Here is a 25,348-nt window from a genome sequence, read left to right on the forward strand (position 1 = left end):
GACATCAAGAAGCTAGTGATAGTTGGTTCACTACTGTTTATTTGTCATTTCAGAAGGTAACATACCAAACTGCTCTTTGAACAATTTTCGGAAATATTTTTGGTCGTTAAAACCCACTTCATAGGCGGCTTGGGCTATGCCCAGTTTTTCTTCAGAAATAAGATAGGCTGCACGTTTAATTTTATACGTCCTGATATATTGGTTTATATTTTGTCCTGTTATGGCCTTTATTTTTCGGAACATAGAAGTTCTACTCATACCCATTAACTGGGATATGGTATCCACGTCAGATTTTTGCCGAGCCATTTGTTCCAAAATAATTTGATCTAGAGCGTTTAGGAATTTTTGTTCTCTTTTTACATCATTTTTTTGGCTATCGGTGAGCGGTTCTTCTGTTGTTTCATTTTCATTATAATACCTTCTTAATCGCACCTTGGCATCCAGCAGATTGTGGATTCTGGCGAGCAGTATTTTCCTATTAAAAGGTTTGGTGATATAATCGTCGGCCCCTTTTGCAAAACCGCTGGTTATAGCCTCCTCGCTGTCTTTGGCAGACAGCAGTATCACAGGAATGTGCGTGGTAGACATTTGACTTTTCAGTATGCCACAGAGGTCTATACCGTTTTTCTCGGGCATCATTACATCAGAAATGATGAGATCCGGAATGTGCTTTGTAGCTTGTTCCAAACCTTCGTTTCCATCTTGACCAAAAATGAGGTTAAACTTAGATTTTAGCAAGCCTGACAAATAAGATAAAATTTGCGGATTATCATCAATCAGTAGGATTAGTGGACGGCTATCTTCTGGCTTGTTTAGGTTTTCAAAATTAATAGGCTCCTGTACGACAATTTCAGGTGTCCAAAGACTTTGTGGTGCAGCTTCTTGGGTGAAGTTTTCAATCTCGGTATTCTCCGTTACAGCTGCCAGTACCTTAGGAATAATCACAGAAAAAGTGCATCCTTCACCTTCTTCGGATACCAGTTGTATTTCACCATAATGCTCTTCTACAAACCTCTTACTCAGGGCTAAGCCAATACCGGATCCTTTTTGCGTGTTTTTTGTGCCTGCCTGATAATACCAATCGAAGATTAACGATTGATATGTTTTTTCTATTCCTGGACCATTATCCTTTACAATGATCTCAAATTCGTTTTCTCTTTCTTGGACAGAAACGTCTATCTGATCTCCTGCTCTACAGTATTTTAGAGCGTTAGAAAGTAAATTGTTGACCACAATTTGTATCTTTTCTAAATCTATGGCAGCAATGAAATCCTTTGTAGGAAAATAAGTTTTCAGCAGGATATTATTGTGCTTAGCCAACGGTTGGTATTCTTCTACCCACTGGTTTATTTGGTCTACAATAAAGTGATTGGAAGGCTTGAGTTGGCTCAGGTCCAATTCCGTTTTTCTAAACTCCAAAAGCTTATTAATCATATCTAGCAGATATCGGGCATTTCGCTGCACCATTTTAAAACCCTTTTCATGGAAACTGTCTTTGGCGTCCTCAGCGAGGTCGTCTACAGAAGCCATTATTAAGGTTAAGGGTGTTTTTAGCTCGTGAGAGAAACCAGTGAAGAAGCGGACCCTTTCTTCGTTAAGTTCAGTTTCTAGCTGTCTTTGTTTCTTCTCAAAAAGCAGGGAGTTTTTAAGTTTTAAACGCTCGCTGTAATATTTAAATCCAGCAATGGTTAATCCGATTAACAAAATGGCATAAAGAAAAAATGCCCATATGGTTTTCCAGAAAGGCGGTTTTATATGCACCATCATTTGGTTTTCTACATAGCTCCCAGAACTGCTGATAGAGCGAACTTTTAAAATGTAGTTTCCAGGTGGAATATTAGAAAGGTTCGCCGTGCCCACTTCATTGGTTTCAATCCACTGCTTATGGAAGTTTTCTAGCTTATAGGCATATTTTTCATTCGTGATTCTAGGGTATTTTAAGTTAACAAAGTCTAGTGAAAATAGACTCTGATTATATTTTAAGTGAAGTTCTTTTAGATATGGGATATTCTTTGATAAGAAGACCGCCTGGCTTGTGTCTCCGGCTACTATGGTTTTGTTTAAAATCCTAAGGTCTGTGAACACCAAAGGATAGTTATAAGATTTTTCATTCAGTTTTTTTGGATTAAAAATGTTCAAGCCTTTATTTCCGCCTAAGTAAATCAGACCATTTTCGGAGCAAAATCCAGCACTTAGATTAAATTCGCTCTGTTGAATGTTATTAAAGGAGTTGAGGTTTCCAATGTAATTACTGGCAGGGTCAAAATAGTTGATACCACTAAATGTACCTAACCAAAGTATACCATCTTTATCCTTCGTAATGCTGTGAACGGTGTTGTTGTTTAGGCCATCCTCTTTTGTGAATCTCACCGTTTTTTTTGTGGAAACATTAAACCTGAAAAGACCGTTATGCCGTGTGCCCGCCAAAAGTTCATCTTTTCCTATCCAGCACATGTTATAGACTACAGACCCGGGAATATCTCTTAATGTAGCATTGCTATAGATCTCCTTGGTTTTGTCTTTTTTGTTGTATTTAACTATGCCAGAGCCATAAGTGGCTAGCCAAAGGTTTTCTTTGTCGTCTTCCAGTATATCTCTAATATCTATTTTTCCCAGTTCTTTGATGTATTCAAAATCCTTTGTAGACTCCTTGAAACGGTATAGCCCTCCACGGTTGGTTCCTACCCAAATGACCTTGTTTTTATCCTCAAATATTTTTCTAACATCATTACCATCAGCTTGTTCGCCGTTTAAGAAGTATTGGCAATTTCCATTGTCAGGATTTAGAAGGTTGATTCCTCCTTGGTAGGTACCTACCCAAACTCTGTTTTTCGAATCTTCAAGAATGCTGAGTATATAGTCGTTTGAAAGAGATTTTGAGTTTTTACGGCTATGGTAGTTTTTTATAACCCCTAATTCTGGATTATAGTAATCCAGACCACCGCCATCTGTACCTATCCATATATTTCTGTTTTTAGAATGACTAAAAGAAGCAATTCTGTCATGGGCCAGTGTATGAGGGTTAGAAAGGTTTCTATTAATAAGTTTTATGGGTTCACCGTGAGGGTTTACAAAGTTTATCCCAGTGTTTGTACCTATCCACATATTGCCATCAATGGCTCTTTTTAAGGATAACACCGAGCGGTTAAATACACTAGAGCCGTCAGAATTCGGAAGAAACCACTTTATCTGTGGCAACTTTTTATCAAGAATACTGGCGGGTTTAATAATATTCAAACCGCCGTTTCGGGTACCAATCCAAAGGTTCCCAGATAAATCACGCTCAAAACAAAGTATATTGTCATCACTTAGTCCTGTTTTGGGACTGCTTCCCTTATTTAGGTTGATTATTTCACCATTGGCTTTTATGATTTGAATTCCTTTTCCAGTTCCTATCCATAAATTATCGTGCTCGTCGGTATACAGGCAGTTAATGGATTCATGAATAAGATTTAAAGGTAGCTGTGTAACCTTTTTAGTTTTTCTATTGATTTTGTTGAGTCCATTACTATAGGTTGCCACCCAAATAATACTATCTTGTTTTAAAGCCAAACCGGAGATTTCGCTAGAGGATAATCCGTTTAAACCACTGCGGAAAATCTGTTCGCTCTTTCCGTTTTTAAGAATTTGTATACCCTCGTCATATAGACCTATGATAATTTCATTTTGTGAACCCAATATAGCACTACTAATATTGTCGCCTATGAGTCCGGATGCTTTATTCAGTTTATAAAAGTGATTGATTTTTGGATCAAAAATATCCAGCCCGTTTCCGCCCGTGATGAGTATCTGACCTTTGCCGTTTTTAAGGAGTTTTTCAATGTGATTATCCGATGGGCTTTTACTAGGTAAGTCTTCATTTTTCATAAAATGCTTGAAGTTCTTGCCGTCATATCGGTTGAGTCCTTCAGAAGTTCCTATCCATAAAAATCCGATAGCGTCTTGCTCAATGCTGTTGACTACGTTATGAGAAAGGCCAGATTCTACGTCCATAAGGTAGAAAGTTAAAGAAGATTCCGATTTAAATAGGTCAGCGTTCTTTAGCTTCTGAGCACTTAAGGTGTTAGAAAATATAAAGAAAACTAAAATCAAAATTGAAATTCTCATACGCCTTTGGAGCCCAATGATTGTTAAAAGTCCTACTAATGTTGGGAATAATACAAAGGTGAACGATTTGTCCCTCTTTTTATAACGATTTACACCCTATCTCACGCTGCTTAGCCCTTTAATATTGCACTAGGAAATAAAGCCCAAATATTCTTCCAATAATGATATGAAGTTATTTGGCTTTTAGAGACCCTGTTTAATTATTAACTAAAAATACTTTAAAAAGATGCCAACAAGATTACGATTGAAAGTCTGGCCGTTTTGCCTGATGCTACTTGCATTACTCCTAGGAAGAGGCCCAGATGTTTACAGTCAGACAAACTCAGTAACTGGAACAGTATTGGACGAAACAGGAATGACACTTCCTGGTGTTTCTGTTTTAATAAAAAGCACTACCATCGGTACTATTACAGACATAGATGGAAAATTTCAGATTAATATATCTGGAAAAGAAAATCCTGTATTGATATTCTCTTATATAGGATATCAGGCGAAAGAGATTATTCTTAATGGACAAACTCAATTGGAAATTAGTTTAGAGGCTGACTTACAAGCACTAAGTGAAGTAGTGGTGGTAGGTTATGGCGAGCAAAAGAAAGCTACCTTGACAGGTTCTGTTTCTCAAATAACCGGAAAGTCTTTAGAAACTAGCCCACAGCCTAACTTATCTAACTCTTTAGCCGGTAGGTTTTCTGGAATCATAGCCAATAACCGTGCGGGTGAGCCAGGGTATGATGGTTCTAGCTTTACTATTCGTGGTTTAGCTACTACAGGAAATAATGACGTTTTAGTGGTTATAGACGGTGTTCCCGGTCAAATCGGTGGTTTAGAAAGGCTTTCGCCAAATGACATTGAAAGCGTTTCTGTACTGAAAGATGCCTCAGCTGCCATTTATGGCTCTAGGGCTGCTAACGGTGTTATTTTAGTAACGACAAAAAGAGGAAAGAGTGGTAAACCAACAGTGTCTTATAACTTTAACCAAGGTTTCTCTTCACCAACTCGTTTACCTGAAATGGCTGATGCAACCACCTATGCTCAAATCAGAAATGAAATAGCCTATTATAATAATGCGAGTAATGGATTAAACCAAGTTTATTCCGAAGCGGAATTGGCTAACTTTAGCAATGGTTCTGACCCAATAAATTATCCTAATACGGATTGGGCAGCAGCCACATTAAATAATGTAGCTCTTCAAAATCAGCATAACCTGAGTGTTAGAGGTGGTTCTGATGCTGTTAGCTATTTTATTTCTTTAGGGAAATCTGGTCAAGACGGTCTATATAAAAATGGAGCCACATCCTATAATCAGTATAATTTCAGAACGAATATTGATGCCGATATAACCGAAAGGTTGAAAGTTGGTATCTCTTTGTCTGGAAGAAAAGAAGACAGACAATATCCTACAGAGGGAGCGGGTACCTTATTCCGTTCTATTTATAGAGCTTATCCTACTGTACCTGCGGTTTATCCTAATGGTTTGCCATCTTCAGGGATAGAAAACTCTAATCCGGTAGTAATGGCTACAGAAGCCGGTGGATTAAATCAGAATCCAAATTATGTATTTAATGGAATACTAAGAGCGAGCTATAAACTACCGTTTCTAGATGGTCTTTCAGTTGATGGTTTTTATTCTGTGGATGAAAACTCTAACAGGAAACAGAATTTCCTGACACCTTACACTTTATATAATTATAACAAAGCTTCAGATTCATATAATCCTGTGGTAGTAGGCGGTGATGCAGACCAGCAAGCGGCATTGTTTGAAGAACATTATAATCAATCAATGAGTGTGAGTAATATCAAGTTAAACTATAAGAATTACTTCGCAGGTCATTATCTTGATGTATTTGTAGGTTATGAGCAAAGCTCAAATAGTTCGCACACTATGGGTGCTTCTAGATTACATTTCCCTACTACAGAAACACCCGAATTAAGTCAAGGTGGTGCTGCGGCTTCTGATTATAACAACTACGGCAGTAGCTATAACTTTACTAGAAAAAGTTACTTAGGTCGTTTTCTTTACAACTATAATGAGAAATACATGGCGGAGGTACAGTTAAGAGCTGATGGTTCTTCTAACTTCCCTGAAGGTAGTAGATATGGTTTCTTCCCTTCCGTATCGGCCGGTTATAGAATATCAGAAGAGTCTTGGTTTAAGGATAATATAAGTTTCTTTAATGACTTGAAAATTAGAGCTTCATATGGTCAATTAGGAAATGATAACGTAGGACAGTTTCAGTACTATGACAACTACTCTTTTAACAACCGTTACCTGATAGGTGATGAGGTAACTACAGGTATTGATTTGACTAGATTAGGGAATCCTAACATTACTTGGGAGGTAGCTAAGAAAACGGATATCGCATTAAACGCCATTTGGTTAAAGAATTTTACCACGGAAGTGATATACTTTAAACAAAATAGAAGTGACATCTTAACTGTAAGAAATGCTTCTATTCCTGCTACGTCTGGCATTGTGAATCCTTATAATGGAACCACACTGGTACCTTCAGAAAATATAGGTGAGGTAAAAAGTAGCGGTATTGAGACGTCAGTTGGTTATAACAAAAGCGGAGATTTTAGCTTTGGTATAGCTGCCAATTTCACTTATGCTAAAAATGAGTTAGTATTTAAAGATGAAGCCGCGGGTGTTTTAGATTATCAGAGAGAAACAGGCAGGTCGTTAAATACTTATTTGCTTTATAATGCCATTGGTATTTTTAGAAGTCAAGAGCAGTTAGATGCTACTCCCCATGTGGCAGGAGCTCAAGTGGGTGACCTGATATATGAAGATTATAATGGCGATGGCAATATTTCTGCGGATGATATGGTGCGTAGCCAATATGGAAATATTCCGCAAATGACTTTTGGTTTAACGCTTCAGGCGGGCTACAGAAACTTTGACCTTTCTGCCGTGATTTCTGGTCAAACGCAGGTGAGTCAATATGTGCTTCCTGAGTCTGGTACTGTTGGAAACTTTTACAGCACCTGGGCCGACAATAGATACAGCCCATCAAATACCGAGGGCACATATCCTAGAGTTAGTGAGCGTTCGTCTTCTGCTGTTAGTGGTGGTCTTTACAGAAATAATTTCTGGTTAAATGATGCCTCTTTTGCAAGATTGAAGAACATTCAAATTGGCTACACATTGCCTGAAAGCATTTTAGAAAGAGCAAATATTGGCTCTTTAAGAGTTTACGCTAATGCTTTTAACCTATTTACACTTACAGGTGTGAAAGATTTTGACCCAGAGGGTTCTAGTGAAAGCGGTCAGTTTTACCCGCAACAGAAAATTCTTAACCTAGGTCTGAACATTCAATTTTAGAATAATTAGAAATGAAAAATAAAAAAATCATAATACCGCTTTTGGCTCTTGGCCTATCGGCGATAACAGCAATAAGTTGCAAAGAAAATTTTCTGGATATAGTACCTACAGATAGGGTATCGGATGCTTCTATTTTAAATGATTCTACGCTTTTTGAAAGTTATGTCATTAACAGATATTTAGGCGTAAGACTGACCAATAAAGAAGGTGACGGTAATGTTCCTGGTTTTGGTAGAGGTTTTGAATACGCTCTTTGGAGTTCGCTTACTGATGAGTCCATTTATAATAATGACGACAACACTTGGTTTATTCAGCAAGGGCAGCTGTCTCCTGAAAACACGGGAATTGCTGGTACTTTTTGGGGACGTTCATACCGCAGTATAAGAGAGTGTAATTATGCCTTAACGCATATTGGAGAAGTAGGTCTGAGTGAATCTTATGAGAAGATTCTAACCGCCGAATTAAGGTTTATTCGTGCATTCCGCTACCATGATTTGATAAGAAATTACGGTCAAGTAGTGTTGATGGGAGATAAGGTTTCTCAATTAGGCGAAGACTTTTCTGACCCTGCTTTTTACGATAGAGCGTCTTTAAACGAAGGTTTGGCTTATGTTACAACTGAATTAGCTGCAGCTGCCGCAGATTTGCCAGCTCAAAACTCAGGCAACTGGAAAGAAGGTAGAGCTACAAAAGGTGCTGCATTGGCATTAAATGCTCGTCTTAAACTGTATGCGGCTAGTCCACTATATACGGGTGGCCAAAACGATGCTCAGAAATGGCAAGCAGCAGCTCAAGCAGCCAAAGCTGTCATGGATATGCAACAGTACAACCTTTATCAAGGTGGCTACGGACAGCTTTTCTTGACGCCTAATAGCAATGAGGAAACAATTTTTGCGAGATATTATAACATCAATTCTAGACATACGGCTTTAGAAATTGCCAACGGTCCAAACGGATATGATGGCTGGGCGGGGAATGTACCGCTTCAAAACCTGGTAGATGATTATGAAATGATGGACGGAAGCGACTTCTCTTGGGATAATCCAGAGCAGGCAGCAGCTCCTTATGAAAACCGTGACCCACGTTTTTATGAAACTGTACTTTATAATGGTGCAGATTATAGAGACAGAAAGGTGGAAACGTTTATTCCTGGCGGAAGAGACAGTAAAGATGGGCCTGCCAACTGGAACACCACTAAAAGTGGATATTACCTAAAGAAGTTTGTGGATGAAAGCCTACCCATCAAAAACCCTTGGAATGTAGCAGGAACTCAAAATTGGACATACTTCCGTTATGCAGAAATCTTACTGAATTACGCAGAAGCTCAAAACGAAGCTGTAGGTCCAGACGCTTCGGTATATGATGCCATCAATAGCATTAGAAGTAGAACAGGGGTGGAAATGCCAAATCTTCCTACAGGTTTGAGTCAATCAGAAATGCGTGAGCGAATTAGACGTGAAAGACGTATTGAGTTGGCGTTTGAGGAGCACAGATTCTATGATGTGCGTCGTTGGATGACAGCCGATGTGGTAGAAAATCAGCCAGCTTATGGAATTGAAATTTTTAAAGCAGCAGATGGTAGCCTTACATACAAGAGAATGGTAAGTTTACAGGGCAAAAGCTTTAGTACGCAACATTATTGGTTGCCTATTCCTAGGGCCGAGATTTTAGCATCAAACAATCAATTACAGCAAAATCCAGGATATAACTAAAATGAAGAGGAGGATGAAAGTCCTCCTCTTTTATAAATTTATTATATGTTAAAACGTAATAGGAAATTTAGAATTTCGACCCAGAGCGTCATATTTTTCAGCTTTATCTCATTTTTTAGTTTTACTTCTTGTGGCTCAGATTCACTGCTAACCGCTCCAGTGGTGATTCCAGAAATAGATAATGCTATTCAGATAAATGCTTTGACCGACAGAAGGTTTCAAGAAATTGAAAACTTTGGAGCATCAGACGCTTGGTCTTGTGCTTTTGTGGGTCAATGGCCAGCCGCTAAAAAAGAAGCCGTAGCTGAACTTTTATTTAGCAAAGAATTGGATAACAGTGGAAACCCGAAAGGAATTGGTTTGTCACTTTGGCGATTTAATTTAGGTGCTGGAAGTGCTGAACAAGGAGCCGGCTCCGACATTAAAGACGAATGGCGTAGAGGAGAGTCTTTCTTAAATGCGGATGGTACGTATGACTGGACTCGCCAAGCGGGTCAAGTTTGGTTTGCAGAAGAAGCTAAGAAACATGGTGTAGAAAAGCTTTTGGCTTTTACTAACAGTCCGCCTGTTTCTATGACCAGAAATGGTAAGGCTTACGCCAATAATAGTGAAACCAATTTAGCCGCAGAAAACTATCCGAAATTTGCGAAGTACTTAAGCACAGTCCTGAAAAATCTAAAAGAAAGAGGACTAGAGATAGATTACATAAGCCCAATTAATGAGCCGCAGTGGGATTGGTCTAAGCCGAACCAAGAAGGTACGCCGTTTTATAATAATGAGATAGCGGGTATTATAAGAGCGTTAGACAAAGCTTTGGATTCGGATGGATTGCAAACGACCATTGACTTGGCAGAAGCGGGTAAAATTAACTACCTGTTTGAGGATGCCGATAAGCCCGGAATAGGAAGTCAAATAAACGCTTTTTTTAATGAAAGTTCTGCGGACTACATTGGGGATTTAAAGCATGTAGCTCGTAATCTTTCTGCTCATAGTTATTTTACCACGTCGCCATTTGAAAGTTCCGTGGCAATGAGAACCAAGTTGAAAAATGCCGTAGAGCAGCAGGCTGGCTTAAGTTTTTGGATGAGTGAGTATTGCATATTGGGAAATAATGATGGCGAGATAAAAGGAGGCGGACGCGATTTAGGTATAACACCTGCCTTGTATGTGGCTCGTGTTATTCATAATGATTTGGCAGTAGCCAATGCATCTGCTTGGAACTGGTGGACGGCCGTTTCGGCGTATGATTATAAAGACGGCTTGGTTTATGTAGATAAGAACAATACCGACGGTAATTATTACGAATCTAAAATGCTTTGGGCTTTAGGAAACTATAGCCGTTTCATTCGTCCAGGTTTTGAAAGAGTGGAGGTTTCTTTAGACGGAAAATTTACCCAAAGTGAAAACTTCTTAGTGTCTGCTTTTGAGCAGCCAGAAACCAAAGAAATGGTGTATGTTTTGGTCAATTCGGGTACCGCTGCCATAGAATCAGCTTTAAACCTGAATGGAAAAAAAGCAAACACCTATAAAGCTTATGTTACTTCTGAAACTGCGGATTTGGCAGAAATGAAGATAGCAGGGGCTGGCAAATTGAGCATTCCTGCTCAGTCTATTGTGACTGTTTTGGTAAATAAATGATGAAAATCTAGTCTACTTAAATAATGCCAATCTTTAAAGATTGGTTAATTAAGACCCTTTGGCTTTGCCGAAGGGTCTTTTTTGTGGTTGGTGGTGGTAGATTAAGACTCTAGGTTCCAAATTCGTGTTTCATAATAATTGTCTTAGGTTTTATTATCTTGAAGTTCAAAATCAAAAGACTATGGAGCAAGCACTAGAAACGATGATTGACAATATGCCCGAAAAAACGGGCAAATCATTAGCAGAATGGAAAACAATATTGGCGGCTAAAAGCTTTGCTAAGCACGGTGAAGCCATGAGTTTCCTGAAGAAAGAGCATGGTGTTACACATGGTTTTGCAAACATGATTCTTCAATTGTCGAAAGAGAGTCAAGCAACGCCAGAAGATTTAGTAGCTAAACAATACATAGGAAAAGAAGCCTTAAAGCCAATTTATGATAAACTGCTAGAAGTGATTTTGGCTTTAGGTGATGATATCACTAAAACACCCAAAAAGGACTCGGTTAGTTTGATAAGAAAAAGGCAGTTTGCACTCATAAAACCAGCCACCAAAACCCGCATAGATTTAGGTCTTAAACTCAAAGGAAAGCCAGAAACAGAAAGACTAGGAAACTCAGGACCTTTTGGCACCATGTGCACGCACCGTGTGAAACTAACAGATGTCGCAGAAGTGGATGAAGAATTGATTTCTTGGCTTAGGGAGGCTTATGAGGAGGCTGAGTGAGGAGGATTAGAGTCCCTTCTATTTTTAATCAGAATTAAATAAAGTACATAATTGGATTTCGGCAGCTTAAATCAGGTTTGCCGTTAAATAAAAGATATCTATAGTTTAAAATTTATAAAGTAGTTTTAAATAAGTTAAGTAACCCAATTTAATCGTTCCATGAAACTCTTAAAACAGATCTGGTATTGGAATTTGAAATCTAAAATATTATGAATTATGGAATTCAATGAAACCGATAACCAAATATGCTAAAAGTGCCAATGTTAATATAGCTTATCAGGAAGTGGGTCAAGGTAGTATAGACCTACTTTTTGTGCCAGGGTGGGTTTCTAATATTGATCTCATGTGGGTAGATAAGTATATGGCCGCTTGCTTAAGTAAACTAGCAGATTTTGCCAGATTAATTCTCTTCGACAAAAGAGGGACAGGACTTTCGGATCGTGTTAGTCCACTCTGTACACTAGAAGAAAGAATGGATGACATCCTTTGTGTTATGGATGCTGTGGGGGTTCAAAAAGCTGTTCTTTTTGGGCATTCCGAAGGAGGAACTATCACAAGTCTTTTTGCCGCTAAATATCCCGAAAGAACCATTTCATTAATCACTTTTGGTGGTTTTGCAAAAAGAAAATATACTAAAGATTATCCTTGGGCACCAAAAACAGAAGAACGAGAGGTATTTTATCATGCTATCGAAAACCATTGGGGAAACGGACAAAAGATGGGACTAGAATGTATTATGCCCTCTATGTCTAAAGATAAAGATTATTACAATTGGTTTGCTAGTTATTTACGTTCTGCTGCTAGTCCAGGAGATGCACTGGCTCTTGCCAAAATGAATACCGAAGCTGATATTACAGATATTTTAAATACCATTAAAGCTCCTGCACTGATTCTTCATAGAACAGATGATCTAGATGTTAATATAGAAGAAGCCAAATTTTTAGCCCATAGTATTCCCACTTCGCAGTATGTAGAATTATATGGCACTGACCATTGTTTTTGGGTAGGGGATTCTTTTTCTGTTTTAGCAGAAATAGAAAATTTTATTACAGGAATAAGACCAAAGAGAGAAGCTTATCTCGCATTTCAAAAAGCTGGAAATTCGATAAAAATCGATATTGAAGTCACGATGAATCGAAACTTTAAATATGATTTAAAAATAGAGGAGTTTGCTAAACTATGCGGGCGAAGCCTTTCTGTTTTTAAACGAGATTTTGAAGAACACTATCATACCACACCTTACAGGTGGCTTAAATTGAAACGTTTAGATTATGCGAAAATGCTCCTATATCAAAGTGATTTAAATGTTAATCAGATTTGTTATGAGAGCGGTTTTAAAAATAACTCGCACTTTGTAGAGTCGTTTAAGCAGCGGTTTCATTTACCTCCCAATCAATTTAGAGTCAAGAATTTTAAGAAATAGAGCCAGATTATTTTCGCTGGACTTTAAAACACATTTTTTGAACGTATTAGCAAATCATACATGCAATATTTAATTGAAATTTGGTTATCAATTAATAACCAGTTAAATAAGCATGAAAAAAATAATTATTCTAATTTATGGAAGTCTGGCCTATGTGGTATTTCTAGTGGCATTTCTTTACGCCATAGGTTTTGTGGGCAACCTCTTAGTACCCAAATCAATCGATAGCGGGGTGGCAACTGATTCGCTTCCAGCACTTCTTGTTAATGTAGCTTTACTAAGTGTTTTTGCCCTGCAGCACAGTATTATGGCGAGGCCTGCATTTAAAAAGTGGTTTACAAACTTTTTAAGTCCGGCCATAGAACGAAGTACCTACGTACTTTTGTCCAGTCTGGCTCTTCTTTTGATTTATTGGAAGTGGGAACCTATGAACGACTTAGTATGGAATATTGAAAATGAGATGATAGCTTCTATTTTGGTAGGAGTATTTTACATGGGCTGGCTAATCGTTTTCTTATCTACTTTTATGATAAGTCATTTTGAACTTTTTGGGCTTACGCAAATCTTTAATAATTTTAAAAATAAACATACTCCAAGCCCTAAATTCCAGGTAAATTGGTTTTATAAAATAGTAAGACATCCAATTATGTTGGGTTTTATTATTGCTTTTTGGGCTACACCAATCATGACCATGGGACATCTTTTATTTGCTGTAGTTACTACTGTCTACATACTCATAGCCGTTAAGTTTTTAGAAGAAAAGGACTTGGAAAAAGCAATAGGCAAAGATTATGAAGACTATAAGAAGGAGGTGCCAATGATTGTACCTTTTGTAAAATAGAGATGTGGAGATAATTACATTTTCAAACCTTCTTGTCTTTGGACAGGAAGGTTTGAAACAGATAGATGCAAATTCACCCAAACCTATAAACCCCATAAATCGTTTATATGGCAGTAGTCGCTTTTTATAGAAAAGATTTCAAATAAACAACACAAGCAATGAGTGCCCTTCAAGAGTTTCAAAAATTAGTTATAGCCAACGCATCAGAGGTAAAAGGTTTGTCAATTGGTGATACCGCTCCAGATTTTACTTTGCCAAATGCTTTTGGTAAAAACATTTCGCTTTCAGAAGCCTTGGGGAAAGGTAAGGTTATCTTGAAGTTTTACAGAGGAGAATGGTGTCCTATTTGTAATCTTGACCTTAGAGAAATACAGAAGCACTTGCCAGAGATTCAGGCATTGGGAGCTACGGTTTTTGCCATTAGTCCACAAAGTCCGGACGGTGCACTTACTGCTGCACAAAAGAATGAACTAGGTTATGAAGTACTTAGTGATGCCCATCAAGAAGTAATAAAAGCTTATAATCTACAGTTTGACCCAGGAGAAGATTACCATCAACGTAGAGATTTGACAAAGGAAAATGGCGATGGTTCTAAAACACTCCCTGTCCCAGCAACTTTTATTATAGATTCCAATCACAAGATATTGGCAGCTCATGTTGAGGCCAACTATACCGAAAGAATGTCTGCACTTGAAATCATAGAAGTTTTAAAAGAGATGAGAGATTAATGATTGGTGTACACGCTGATTGCTTAGAAATAGTGAATGAGAATGTTTTAGAGAAAGTTGCAAAATCCTTGCAATATTTGGAAAAATGTTTATCAAAATTTACTATAAAAAGCGGTTTCTAATACGGATACCAGCCATTCTTTTTTAGCAAAGCACAGGAACTGTGCGGGTTCCTCTACAGAATAGCGGTCAATGGCATATTTTAAAATTTACATCTTCAAATTTTGCCAAATTATCTACCTATAATACAAAAGCTTCCAAAGCAATTCAAGAAGGGCTATCTTTAGGAAACTAAGAGATACCAGTGAACTTGAAACAGAGTTTTATAATCGTACTTTTTATGGCTTTCGCAAAATTGACTTTTGCGGCGGATACCCTTACATTCGAGAAGGATATAAGGCCTATGCTTGTGGACGAATGCATAAAATGTCATAATACCAATACTTCTAAAGGGGGAATTAATATTGACAATTTTAAAGAGCAGGCTCGCGTAATCCAGAGTGGGTCTTTTTGGTTGGAAGTTTTGGGTGTAATTAAAGATAAATCGATGCCCCCAAAGTCTGAAAAACCACTTTCTGATGCCACCTATCATAAATTAGTTTCAGGAATAGATGCCATTTTAAAAGCTTCTTTAGAAAAGGAGACGCCAGGGAAAGTGGTGATAAGAAGATTAAGCCATGCCGAATATCAATATACCATTTTCGATTTACTAGGCGTAGATTTTGACGCTAGAAGCTATTTTCCATCCGATGGTTCGGGAGGTGGAGGTTTTGACAATCAAGGACGGGCACTGTTTTTTACGCCATTAAAGTTGGAACGTTATTATGATGCAGGCAGTCAGATAGTAGACTCGGCTTTGGCAGATGAAGATAAATGGAACAGGATTGTTCCTTTTGCCTTTAAGGCTTCTGGCTGGCAGGGTATAAAAAATTGGTTTATAACACTTTTTTCTGACAAATATGATTATCTAAACGATTCAGATTTAGCGGCAGAAAAGGTGATAGACCAAGTGGCTAGTAAGGCGTACAGACGATTCTTAAAGGCGGAAGAGAAATCAAAATTGATGACTTTGTTTCAGTCTGTGTATTCTGAGAAAGAGGCGGTTAAAAACCCGCTAAGATTCAATGAGAGTATTGCTCAAGTATTGAAAGCATTGCTTGTTTCTCCTAATTTTTTATATAAAGTAGAGGAAGAACCACAAAAAGAAGGGGCTTATCCATTGAGCGACTTTGAGGTGGCTTCTAGGTTATCTTACTTCTTATGGTGTAGTACCCCAGACCAAGAGTTGTTTGATTTGGCCTATGCTGGTAAGTTACATGATTCTACCACCTTGGCCACGCAGGTTAAACGAATGATAGCCGACCCAAGGTCTAAACGCTTTGCCGAAAACTTTACTGTGCAGTGGTTGGGTATTACGAAGCTTTTGGACGCAGAGCCTATGGTAGACGCAGAGATGTATCCAGAATTCAACTTGGAGTTAAGAAAGGATTTGTACCAAGAAGCCGCAGCTTTTTTTCATCATGTGCTTACTAAAAGCAAGAACATGATGGACTTGGTGAATAGCGATTATTCAATGTTGAATAAATCTTTAGCAAATTTTTATGGCATAGAGGGTGTTCAAAGCGATGACTTTTTAAAAGTGGAATTTGCAGATAATAGGAGAGGAGGGGTTTTAGGAATGGCGGGCGTTTTGGCTACGACGTCCATTTCTACCAGAACCAGTCCTGTGCTCAGAGGAAAATGGGTCATGGAACAGATTTTAGGTATTTCGCCGCCGCCGCCACCACCTGAAGTTTCCGAACTTACCGAAGATAAAGGGATTCATGAGGCTTTGGGCTTACGCAAAATTTTGGAACGGCACCGAGCTGATCCGGAATGCCAGTCTTGCCATGAAAAGATGGACCCTTTAGGTTTGGGTTTAGAAAACTATGACCCTACAGGTCAATGGCGAGAGAAATATGAAAAAGTGAAGATAGACGCCTCCGGAATAACGTCGGAAGGGGAAGCCTTTAATGGTCCAGAGGAGCTGAAAAAGATATTGCTAAAAGATGAAAAGAGAATCGCGAGAAATTTTTCTAAGAGAATTCTTTCTTATGCACTAGGTAGAACGATTTTGTTTACGGACGAAACGGCTTTAGTGAGGTTAGAAAACGTCTTAATAGAAAATAACTTTAATCCAGAACCTTTTCTCATTGAACTGGTGAACAGTTATCCTTTTTTAATGAAACAAAGCGATTTCGAAAAGAAGAGTATTTGATGCTTGGTTTGGGATATTGAGAGCATGAAGCGGGATTTATGATCAGATATGGTCTTGAAGGAAGAAAGCGAGGTCAGACAAGCTTAGAAATAATTGAAATAATAAAGAATTTATAATGGCAAAAAGTTGGCAAATATCAAGGCGAAGAATGCTCCAAGGAATGGGAGCCACCATTGCCTTACCAGTATTGGAAGCAATGGGTAAACCGTTTAGTACAGCTTTGCCTGTCAAGTCTCCCGTTCGTTCGGCTTTCTTTTACATGCCTAATGGCGTCCATCCAGACCATTGGACACCCTCAGCATTTGGAAAGAACTATGAATTGACACGTCAATTGATGCCTTTAGCAAAACTTAAGGGAGATGTCTCTATTCTGAAAAACTTGATGAATAGACATTCAATTTTTAATGGTGCAGATGGTCATTATGCCAAATCGGCTAGTTTGCTCACTTGCGGTCAGATACGCCAGACGATTGGGGATAATATCTTTAGTGGAGGTATTTCTATTGACCAAGTTATGGCTCAACAATATGGGACCGAAACCATTTTTCCTTCGCTGGAATATGGCTTAGATCGAATCACGACAGGGGTAGATATTAATGTGGGCTTTACCAGACTCTATGGCTCTAGCATTTCATGGAAAAATGCACAGCAGCCTATGACCAAGGAAATTGACCCTAAGTTGGCTTTTGATAGACTATTCAAATCTTTTGTGCCTGGCGTAAAAGTTAAAGATGACCCATGGAAAAAAAGTATTTTAGATACGGTTTTAGAAGATGCTAATGCTCTTAAAAGGAACTTGGGACGTTCAGACCAAGATAAACTATCAGAATATTTAGAGTCTATCAGAAGCGTAGAAAAACGTATTCTGAATGAAGAGCAGCGTGAGAAGTTTGGTTCAAAAATTACCGCTGATATAAAAAAGGAATTGACCAGAGTCAATCAAAACATTGAAGAGTATCAGGAAATCTATTCGGGCATAGACATTACCGAAAAAACACGTTTGATGTTAGATATCATGGTTTTGGCTTTTTGGAGTGATGCCAGTCGTGTTTCTACTTTTATGTTTGGTAACTCTGTAAGTAATAGAAGTTTTTCTTTTCTAGATGGTGTTAAAGGAAATCATCATTCCTTTTCGCATCACATGAATAATCCTGACCTGATGGAGCAATACTTGAAAATATCGGTTTGGCATGTGGAGCAATACGCTTACTTTTTACAAAGACTGAAAGACATCAAAGAGGGAGATAAAACACTGTTAGACAATTCTATGGTATTATTTACCTCAGATTTAAGAGATGGGAATCGCCATTCACCTAGAGATTTACCTATCATTATTGGAGGCCATGGGGGAGGAAAAATAAAGCAAGGACAAAACTTGAACTTTAAAGAAGAGACGCCGCTTGCAAACCTGTATCTGACAATGCTTCAATCTCAAAATTTTGATATGAAGCAGTTTGGAGATAGCACCAACACACTTGGTTCTTTAATGTCATAAATACTTCATCGAAAAATCTTATAATGCCTGATAAACCACTCGAGCGGTTTCTGACGAAGCCTGTTACTATTATATTTTTTGGCGTATTTGGTTTGCTACTTTTTGGGTTGAAATTCTTAAATATTACATTAGAATCACCCGTTTTGCTTACCATTGGTCGTTTTCATCCTATTTTATTGCATTTCCCTATAGTCTTAGTTTTGATAGTACTAGGGGCGGAGTTCCTGCGTTTTTTTAAACTCATCCAAATAGAAAATAGGGTATTATTTTATTCTTTTTTGATAATTATCCTGCTTACTTTAATCTCTATATTTTCTGGCTATATGCTTTTTGCTTCAGGAGAATATTCAGGATATCTGATGGAGCAGCATTTTAATGGAGCCCTTATAACGGGCTGTCTATTGTTTCTGAGTTTTGCATTTTTTGTATACCATTGGAAGTATCAAAAACTATATTGGATTTATTTATTGGCATTAATAGGAACCAATGTAGCGGCACTTTATACGGGCCATCAGGGTGGTAATTTGACACATGGTCAAAACTATTTAACGGAGTATTTGCCGATGATAGGAAAAGAAATAGAAACCGAACCTAAATCAGATTCTATTCAGTACTTATATGAAGATATAATCCAACCCATTTTCGAAGCAAAATGTGAGGGCTGCCACTCTACTTTAAGGGCCAAAGGGAATTTTTCTGTAAGCTCTTTTGAAGATTTATTCAAAGAAGGCAAGAGTGGGAAGATAGGTTTGAAGCATTTTTTACCAGATGAAAGCGAGCTTTTTTTGAGGGTTATTATGCCAGATACCGTTTCAGACCGTATGCCACCAGCCGGTAAAACGCCCTTAGATTTAAAAGAGATAGCGATTTTGAAATATTGGATTGCCAATGGAGCCAAAATGAAACAGCCTTTGGCAGATAGTACTACGGCTGATAGTACAAAATTAGAGATGGAATTGTTGGTAAATCAGCTAGAGCCAGCACTGAAAAAGTACCGCTTTAATGTCCAGAAATCGGCATTGAATGCTGAGAAACTAGCAGCAGAATTGGAATATTTGGCCACCGACATGGAAGTGGTTATAAAAAGAGATGAGACTGCAGAAGGCGAAATGTATACACTGTCTACCACCTTTCCTCCTTCGCCTTTTGGCAGTGAAAAACTGGAGCAGTTAAAGCCTTATTTGGACGTTTTTACTAAGGTGTCTTTAGTGTCTTCACAGATAGATGATGCAGATTTATACCTGATAGCTCAAATGAGCAATTTGAAAGAGCTTTATCTCCAAAAGACAAAGTTAAACGGCAGTGGATTGATTCATTTGAGTAAGATGGAAAACCTGAAAGTTTTAAACGTGTCTTTTACGAAAGTGGATGATAAAGCACTGTTAGATTTGGTGAAATTTCCAGCTTTAAAGGAGGTTTATTCCTATAGTACAGAAACCACTAAAGACGTCATTATAGCATTACAGAAATACAAGCCCACGCTACAGATTCATGCAGAGGAAGGGCCTTATTTTTAAGAATATTGTCTGAATTAGGACTTAAAGAGAGGCTGTATCACACTTTTGAGACAGCCTCTTTGAATTTAAAGACGAAATAAACACTTTTGAATGTTCTCTGTTAGCTTGTTTAATACCAAATAATAGAAATTGGACGGAAACCGATATAATTCATCCTTTAATGGAAGATATGGTGGAAGTTTAACCTTTGGTCGCGAATTTTCTTTGAGGAAAAAACGAGTTAAACAATCTAGTTTCAGGGTTTTGACAAATGGAGGCTTTCTATACTCTGAGCCCGATGTTATTCTTTCTGACAAATACAATACTTTTATTCCTGAAATTTCTACGTATAATACTTTTAAAGCACAAGCGTATAAACGGATAGATGCTAGGGTTGCTTACCGATTTAACGGCTTAAAAACGTCAGGTCAAATAGGACAATGATATTCAGAATGTAAGCGGGTATCAAAACTACTCTCGTGCGTACTATAACCTTGACACCAAAACTATAGAACTACAGAAAAAGGGTACAGGATTTACGCCTATTGCTAGTTTGGCATTGGAGATATGAGAGACACGGGAATATTTCAGTAAAGCTGACTTTAGTTACACGGGCTTATTTCAGCTTTAAAACTACCTGTGGTATTTGGTTTAACTATAAAACCAGAATTTGTTTCAGTATTTGGTAGCAATAGGATGCTGCTATTTGATTTCAATGTTACTTTTGAATTTCCAAGTACTTTATTAGTCGCAGAAATCTCTAGGTTGGATTTTTGTATATAGGTTCCGGCATGATAATCATCTATGGAGCTTGTGAGTTTTACCTCGTTGTCACAATTAGAAATATTGCAGTTATCAAAATAGTTTGCTGGGAAACGAATTCTACCAATGTTCGTACTCTTGGTATCATTATTTACTTTGGTGAAACTCCCGGCAAAAAATAAATCGTTTCCAATAATCGTACTGCTTCTTGTTATGCCATAAACTGCTGAACAATATGAACCGGATGGAACGAAGGCATTTGTGGAAAGGTCAAACTGAAATAGGTTTCTACACGTGCCTATATAATCAAATCTAAAATCTCCACCAGTAAACAATATACATCCTTTCGAGCTTATATTATTTATGGGTATACCCCAAGGAATGATGGTAGAGCCAATGTTTTTACTACCAGTTAAAGGGTCGACCCCGGCAATTAAAAAACTTGTTGTCCCTGCGACACGTGAAAAAGCACCTCCCAACCATATATTTCCTCCTTTGGGGTGAATGGAATGAACACTCGAACTTGTATTAGGATTCCAGCCTGTAAGCGTTAGGTTAGGAATATTGTAAGATGCAGCGTAATTTCTTGTTTGACCACTAATAGAAAAAAAATCACCTCCTACAAAAAGTTGGTCATGAGAAATATTCATTGTTCTAACTTCATAATTAGGATTTGGAGCCCAGCTGTTTAACATTCCTGTTGTTTTATCTATTGCAAAGAGGTTTACTCTATTTAGTCCCCCAGTAGGTTCTTTTAAAGACCTTCCGCCTATAAAAACCAATTGGTCGCTAACTTCAATGGCACTTATCTGCCCTCGATCTCCCATTCTTGGCGGATACCAGTTTAGAATATTACCCGTGTTCACATTAAATCCCAAAATAGAATAATCGTCAAGGGCCTGCCAACTTATATCACCACCCAAATAAAGGTTTTCTCCAGATAACTTCATACTGTAAATGGGAGTGTCATAATAAAAGTTGGGATTAAAGGCTAAAACAGTTTCATTAGACGTATTATACATATAAACCCCATTTCTTTTAATACCATTTAGATGGGTAAATTGTCCTCCAATAAGAATCTTACTATTGGAAGCAGACATGGTCCATATATAGTTGAATATTTGATCAACAGGGTCTGGAAACCAATTTTGAAGGTTACCAGTAGTGATGTCTAATTTTACAACACCAATAATTTTTCGTTCTAAAAATTCTTCATTATTGACTTGGTTGGTTAGATATACCTTTTCAAAGTTAGAACCAGTGATAAATAGGGAATTCCCTACCACAACCATATCTTTCGCATCAGCAATCATGTTGAAATATTTCATCCATGAGTATCCAGAAGCATAAGGGATATTAGGGTTGTTCAAATTTACCGTGCCTAGGTTAATAGCTGTTACTCGGGTATCGAAAGTACCATTGGAAAACACAAATAAAGTATTGTCTTTTATTTGTAAACATTTCACCCAGGCAGCCCAATAAAGATAATCGCCATTATTTCCGAATAATCCACCAGAGGTGAAGAGATAATCGAAGCTTTGTCCTGAAAGTGTATCAACAATGGCACAGCCATGTTTAAAGTTACCTGGGAACTCACCATTGTTAAAAGCACCGCCAATAATTATTTTATCATTATAAAAAACAAAGTCAGAATAATGTGTAAAATTAACCCAGTTTGGCCTAGGATTCCATGATCTTACTAGGCCTGTGCCTATTACTATAGATGCGGCATCTTCTCTGGCTATACCAGCTACTTCACCAAAATTACCAAGTATGTACAAGGAATGCCCTTTGGCATAAATCCTTTTAACGTTTGTGGTACCAACTGAAATAGTGAGAGCTGGAACCCAGGTTTGAATTACCTTATTAGTAACATTGATAGCTGCTAATTTATCAACAGTTTGCCCATCAATTGTATAGGGCACATCCGAGCCGATATACAAAACTCCGTTATGATATAAAATATGATTGATAAGTGGCGATGAAAGCGTAAGGGAGAAATTAGCTTCAAATGTATTATTTGCTAATATATGTTCAATGCGGGTTCTGGAATTGTTAGAGTTTTCAGATTCTTTGAAAAAACTACCTAAAATGTAAAAACCACCATTTCCATCAGAGGTACTACATTTAATGCTACCATTTATTTTTGGAAATAGTAAATCTGGCTCATGGGTCTCGGGTGAAAGTAAAGCCCCCCCGCCAGTATATTTTCCTACGTGATTAAAGTTTCCACCTACAATTAGCGTGTCACCCTTGGCAATAATTGAATTGATTGGTCCATCAGGTGAGTAAGTTGGTGGTATTAGTGTTTGCCCATGGGATAACGAAATACAGGTAAAAAGTAGCAGAAAGGCTTTTATGTTTTTTTTCATGTTAACAGTAGAAGAGAATGTTTAAATTCGGCTTTTGGGAAACTGAATAATCTATTAGTAAAATTTTCTTTAGAATTCCTGTCAAACATGTTGATATAAAAGAATGTTTCAATTCAAATTATATCGATTCAGGGTCAACCAAATTTCGCTGTAAATTCTCAATTGCCATCTGTCAACAAACCTAATACGCCATATTCCTAATGAATGAATTGAATTTCTTAAGGAAGGCTTTTTGAGAAAGAAATGATTATCTCACATATTTGATTTATTGTTCTTTATGAGTTCATTTTTAAAGTAGTAGGTTTGATGTCATTCGCGATTTATTAAAAGAATGAAATTCGTGAATTAAGCCTCCTGAATCTGTGTTAATGTCTTTCTGAATTCTAAGTGCATAATGCTTCTTTTTAGCATTTGGCTTAGTCTCTTTTTCTTCTTGATATAGGTATTACAGCACCATTAGACATGGTAAGGGAATGGCTTTCCTTTGAAACAACATGATCTAGATTCACTAAATACCCACGATGTACCCTTTTGAAATTATAGTTAAGAAGCTGCTCTTCATATCTCAGAAGGGTATATGAAAAAATCAGGCTTTTTTGATTCAAAAGGATAAGTTCTGTATAGTTCAAGTGCGACTTTAGAAATAGAATGTCGTGAGGTTCTATTTTAGTTTTTGTTCTGAGGTTTAGCATATTTGGATAAAGTTTTTTAACATCAAACCGCTATTTGAAAATGCCAAACGCAAAATGAATTACTTAAAACTGCCAACTAAAACCATTTTGAAATTTCCACTTCCTGCATTTGTATCGCGAGGCGACATATTAATGGTGTAAGTGCCGGCTGTGACCTTCAATACGCCATCTAGAAGACCATCATTTGGGGTGCTAGTATTGCTAGCAATTTTAACTCCTTTTGGGTCAAATATTTGATAAGAAAACCTGTAATCAGAGCTGGAGATTTCATAATCCAAATATGAATTATCCTCATTTATTGTTATTTCATATTTCTTAATGTCTTTTCCAGAAGCCCAGTTGCCATTAATAACTTTCTCAGACGTAACTTTTTTCTTTAAGTCTTTAATTTTTCCAACAATATTTAAGTCATAACTACCCTTAGAATACCTTTTAAATGTAGCCGCATGCAGTGAGTAAACACCTTTGTTTAGTTTGGAAACGAAATATTGACTTCGTTTACTTAGTAATGATTCTGAAATAATTCGAGTACCATTATTATCATATAAATACAAAGCAACTTCAGTGTCTTTTGAACTTAAATTCCCATCAATAAAGGTGTTATCTTCGGTGACCTCGAAGCTATAAACGTGATTTTTGGGAGAAATTTCTTTTCCGCCTCCCCCGTTTTCTCCCCAGCTAGACTCACCAGGGTTGAGTATTGATGAAGGAATCAGTGTAATTGTTTTTTTAACCCCAGCCACTTTTAGATCAAATTTTCCAACACCGTTTCGCTCTGCCAGAATGGAAATGCGGTACTTACCTTGATTTAAAATAGTTTCGTATGAAACACTTTTATCGGAGGCCGATTGCCAAACTCTTTCATTATTTAAATCATAAATTAAAAATCTAACATTCAAATCTGATGAAATTAAAGCATATGAGATTTTTTGATTATTTGATTCTACCTCATACTCAAGTTGGAAATTTTTGAAAGATTCAGATTCATTGAGTCCACCAGCACCTCCGTTTTCTGCTGTCCAGATACCAGTATAGGTAGATATTGGTAAAGGATTATCTGGGTCAGGATTATTAGAATCAGGGTCGGGTTCTACCGAAGAAGAAGAGCATGAATTAATAAATAAAAGAAATGGAATTAGTATCAGGCTAAAAGTTTTCATGGCCATGGAGATTTTAATTTATTGTTTGTTTTTCTTAAAAAGAGGCTTTTTGAAAAGTTTTCCTGTCGTTTTTTTGTTTTCTACCATAGTAGCGGTAAGGGCTCCCGCACCTGCTCCTGCTACAGTACCAATTGCTGCTCCTCCTAATCTGTTATTTTTAGCCACAGCGGCACCCACCGCAGCCCCAGAAACAGCTCCAATAGCTATTCCTTTTTGTACATTATTCAGCTTTACTTTCTTGACTTTGTTCGCTAAGTATTCTAAATCAGACTGCTCTTTGTAGGTTACATTTACCTTAGGTTTTTCTGGTAATTTATCTTGCTGTAAGTCTTCAGATGGTCTTTCATTACAGGAGAGAATGGAAACGAATAGGATTAGTGAGTAGATAATTTTCATAATAATATGGTTTAATTTAAACGTGGAAATTTCATTTTTTTTGCAATAGCTTAGTTCCTAAATAAGTCTTAATAACTGGTCGTATTTTCTAATTGCATTCAGGGCTTTAAGTAGTAGTGGTTTCGTTAACTTTAAATTCTAAACCAAATTTGAATGCAAAATGTGGTTTCTTTTTGCGTGAATTTTAATATGCAGCAATAACTTAATGAGATAAGGAGAA

Annotated in this window: 16 protein-coding genes; 11 read left to right on the forward strand and 5 right to left on the reverse strand. The window is 37.4% G+C overall.

Going from position 1 to position 25,348, the window contains the following annotated elements:
* Positions 1 to 30 precede the first annotated feature (30 nt).
* Positions 31 to 4,107: a hybrid sensor histidine kinase/response regulator transcription factor gene (locus tag ACSBFT_RS03840; RefSeq protein WP_489603576.1), complete on the reverse strand. Its 4,077-nt coding sequence runs from the start codon at positions 4,105 to 4,107 to the stop codon at positions 31 to 33.
* 226 nt (positions 4,108 to 4,333) lie between these two features.
* Between ACSBFT_RS03840 and ACSBFT_RS03845 the strand changes: the two genes are divergently transcribed.
* From ACSBFT_RS03845 to ACSBFT_RS03895, 11 genes are all read left to right on the forward strand, one after another.
* A complete protein-coding gene (locus ACSBFT_RS03845) occupies positions 4,334 to 7,432 on the forward strand; it encodes a SusC/RagA family TonB-linked outer membrane protein (protein ID WP_489603577.1) in 3,099 nt (1,032 codons plus the stop codon).
* Between the two features lie 11 nt (positions 7,433 to 7,443).
* Entirely contained in the window at positions 7,444 to 9,144 is a 1,701-nt protein-coding gene (locus ACSBFT_RS03850) for a RagB/SusD family nutrient uptake outer membrane protein (RefSeq protein WP_489603578.1), read from the forward strand.
* A 45-nt stretch (positions 9,145 to 9,189) separates the two neighbouring features.
* Positions 9,190 to 10,782 (forward strand): glycoside hydrolase, encoded by a 1,593-nt coding sequence (locus ACSBFT_RS03855; protein ID WP_489603579.1) that lies wholly within the window; start codon positions 9,190 to 9,192, stop codon positions 10,780 to 10,782.
* A 181-nt stretch (positions 10,783 to 10,963) separates the two neighbouring features.
* Positions 10,964 to 11,506 carry a DUF4287 domain-containing protein gene (locus tag ACSBFT_RS03860; protein ID WP_489603580.1) on the forward strand — a complete coding sequence of 181 codons (543 nt, stop codon included), beginning with the start codon at positions 10,964 to 10,966 and terminating at the stop codon, positions 11,504 to 11,506.
* A gap of 226 nt (positions 11,507 to 11,732) precedes the next feature.
* A complete protein-coding gene (locus ACSBFT_RS03865) occupies positions 11,733 to 12,929 on the forward strand; it encodes an alpha/beta fold hydrolase (RefSeq protein ID WP_489603582.1) in 1,197 nt (398 codons plus the stop codon).
* Positions 12,930 to 13,041: 112 nt separating this feature from the next.
* Positions 13,042 to 13,770 carry a methanethiol S-methyltransferase gene (mddA, locus tag ACSBFT_RS03870; RefSeq protein ID WP_489603584.1) on the forward strand — a complete coding sequence of 243 codons (729 nt, stop codon included), beginning with the start codon at positions 13,042 to 13,044 and terminating at the stop codon, positions 13,768 to 13,770.
* 158 nt (positions 13,771 to 13,928) lie between these two features.
* Complete coding sequence (locus tag ACSBFT_RS03875; protein WP_489603586.1) at positions 13,929 to 14,498, forward strand: peroxiredoxin-like family protein; 570 nt, start codon at positions 13,929 to 13,931, stop codon at positions 14,496 to 14,498.
* Positions 14,499 to 14,838: 340 nt separating this feature from the next.
* The gene (locus tag ACSBFT_RS03880) at positions 14,839 to 16,755 is read left to right on the forward strand and encodes a DUF1592 domain-containing protein (protein WP_489603587.1); all 1,917 of its coding nucleotides are present in this window, start codon (positions 14,839 to 14,841) and stop codon (positions 16,753 to 16,755) included.
* A gap of 115 nt (positions 16,756 to 16,870) precedes the next feature.
* The gene (locus ACSBFT_RS03885) at positions 16,871 to 18,250 is read left to right on the forward strand and encodes a DUF1552 domain-containing protein (RefSeq protein WP_463045587.1); all 1,380 of its coding nucleotides are present in this window, start codon (positions 16,871 to 16,873) and stop codon (positions 18,248 to 18,250) included.
* A 23-nt stretch (positions 18,251 to 18,273) separates the two neighbouring features.
* Positions 18,274 to 19,767 (forward strand): c-type cytochrome domain-containing protein, encoded by a 1,494-nt coding sequence (locus ACSBFT_RS03890; RefSeq protein WP_489603590.1) that lies wholly within the window; start codon positions 18,274 to 18,276, stop codon positions 19,765 to 19,767.
* 129 nt (positions 19,768 to 19,896) lie between these two features.
* The gene (locus ACSBFT_RS03895) at positions 19,897 to 20,190 is read left to right on the forward strand and encodes a hypothetical protein (RefSeq protein WP_489603592.1); all 294 of its coding nucleotides are present in this window, start codon (positions 19,897 to 19,899) and stop codon (positions 20,188 to 20,190) included.
* A gap of 158 nt (positions 20,191 to 20,348) precedes the next feature.
* Here ACSBFT_RS03895 and ACSBFT_RS03900 read toward each other — a convergent pair whose 3' ends face one another.
* The 4 genes from ACSBFT_RS03900 to ACSBFT_RS03915 all read right to left on the reverse strand — a co-directional run bounded on the left by ACSBFT_RS03900 (position 20,349) and on the right by ACSBFT_RS03915 (position 25,128).
* Complete coding sequence (locus tag ACSBFT_RS03900) at positions 20,349 to 22,880, reverse strand: hypothetical protein (RefSeq protein WP_489603593.1); 2,532 nt, start codon at positions 22,878 to 22,880, stop codon at positions 20,349 to 20,351.
* 416 nt (positions 22,881 to 23,296) lie between these two features.
* Positions 23,297 to 23,572 carry a LytR/AlgR family response regulator transcription factor gene (locus ACSBFT_RS03905; protein WP_489603595.1) on the reverse strand — a complete coding sequence of 92 codons (276 nt, stop codon included), beginning with the start codon at positions 23,570 to 23,572 and terminating at the stop codon, positions 23,297 to 23,299.
* Positions 23,573 to 23,631: 59 nt separating this feature from the next.
* On the reverse strand, positions 23,632 to 24,732 hold the full coding sequence (locus ACSBFT_RS03910) for a hypothetical protein (RefSeq protein ID WP_489603596.1): 1,101 nt from the start codon (positions 24,730 to 24,732) through the stop codon (positions 23,632 to 23,634).
* 18 nt (positions 24,733 to 24,750) lie between these two features.
* Positions 24,751 to 25,128 (reverse strand): YMGG-like glycine zipper-containing protein, encoded by a 378-nt coding sequence (locus ACSBFT_RS03915; RefSeq protein ID WP_489603598.1) that lies wholly within the window; start codon positions 25,126 to 25,128, stop codon positions 24,751 to 24,753.
* Between the last annotated feature and the right edge of the window lie 220 nt (positions 25,129 to 25,348).

Source organism: Arcticibacterium sp. SM2516, from assembly GCF_057914865.1.

Coding starts and splice junctions, on each gene's coding strand:
- ACSBFT_RS03840 (WP_489603576.1), bottom strand. CDS start 4,107: ATGAGAATTTCAATTTTGATTTTAGTTTTCTTTATATTTTCTAACACC.
- ACSBFT_RS03845 (WP_489603577.1), top strand. CDS start 4,334: ATGCCAACAAGATTACGATTGAAAGTCTGGCCGTTTTGCCTGATGCTA.
- ACSBFT_RS03850 (WP_489603578.1), top strand. CDS start 7,444: ATGAAAAATAAAAAAATCATAATACCGCTTTTGGCTCTTGGCCTATCG.
- ACSBFT_RS03855 (WP_489603579.1), top strand. CDS start 9,190: ATGTTAAAACGTAATAGGAAATTTAGAATTTCGACCCAGAGCGTCATA.
- ACSBFT_RS03860 (WP_489603580.1), top strand. CDS start 10,964: ATGGAGCAAGCACTAGAAACGATGATTGACAATATGCCCGAAAAAACG.
- ACSBFT_RS03865 (WP_489603582.1), top strand. CDS start 11,733: ATGAAACCGATAACCAAATATGCTAAAAGTGCCAATGTTAATATAGCT.
- mddA (WP_489603584.1), top strand. CDS start 13,042: ATGAAAAAAATAATTATTCTAATTTATGGAAGTCTGGCCTATGTGGTA.
- ACSBFT_RS03875 (WP_489603586.1), top strand. CDS start 13,929: ATGAGTGCCCTTCAAGAGTTTCAAAAATTAGTTATAGCCAACGCATCA.
- ACSBFT_RS03880 (WP_489603587.1), top strand. CDS start 14,839: ATGGCTTTCGCAAAATTGACTTTTGCGGCGGATACCCTTACATTCGAG.
- ACSBFT_RS03885 (WP_463045587.1), top strand. CDS start 16,871: ATGGCAAAAAGTTGGCAAATATCAAGGCGAAGAATGCTCCAAGGAATG.
- ACSBFT_RS03890 (WP_489603590.1), top strand. CDS start 18,274: ATGCCTGATAAACCACTCGAGCGGTTTCTGACGAAGCCTGTTACTATT.
- ACSBFT_RS03900 (WP_489603593.1), bottom strand. CDS start 22,880: ATGAAAAAAAACATAAAAGCCTTTCTGCTACTTTTTACCTGTATTTCG.
- ACSBFT_RS03905 (WP_489603595.1), bottom strand. CDS start 23,572: ATGCTAAACCTCAGAACAAAAACTAAAATAGAACCTCACGACATTCTA.
- ACSBFT_RS03910 (WP_489603596.1), bottom strand. CDS start 24,732: ATGAAAACTTTTAGCCTGATACTAATTCCATTTCTTTTATTTATTAAT.
- ACSBFT_RS03915 (WP_489603598.1), bottom strand. CDS start 25,128: ATGAAAATTATCTACTCACTAATCCTATTCGTTTCCATTCTCTCCTGT.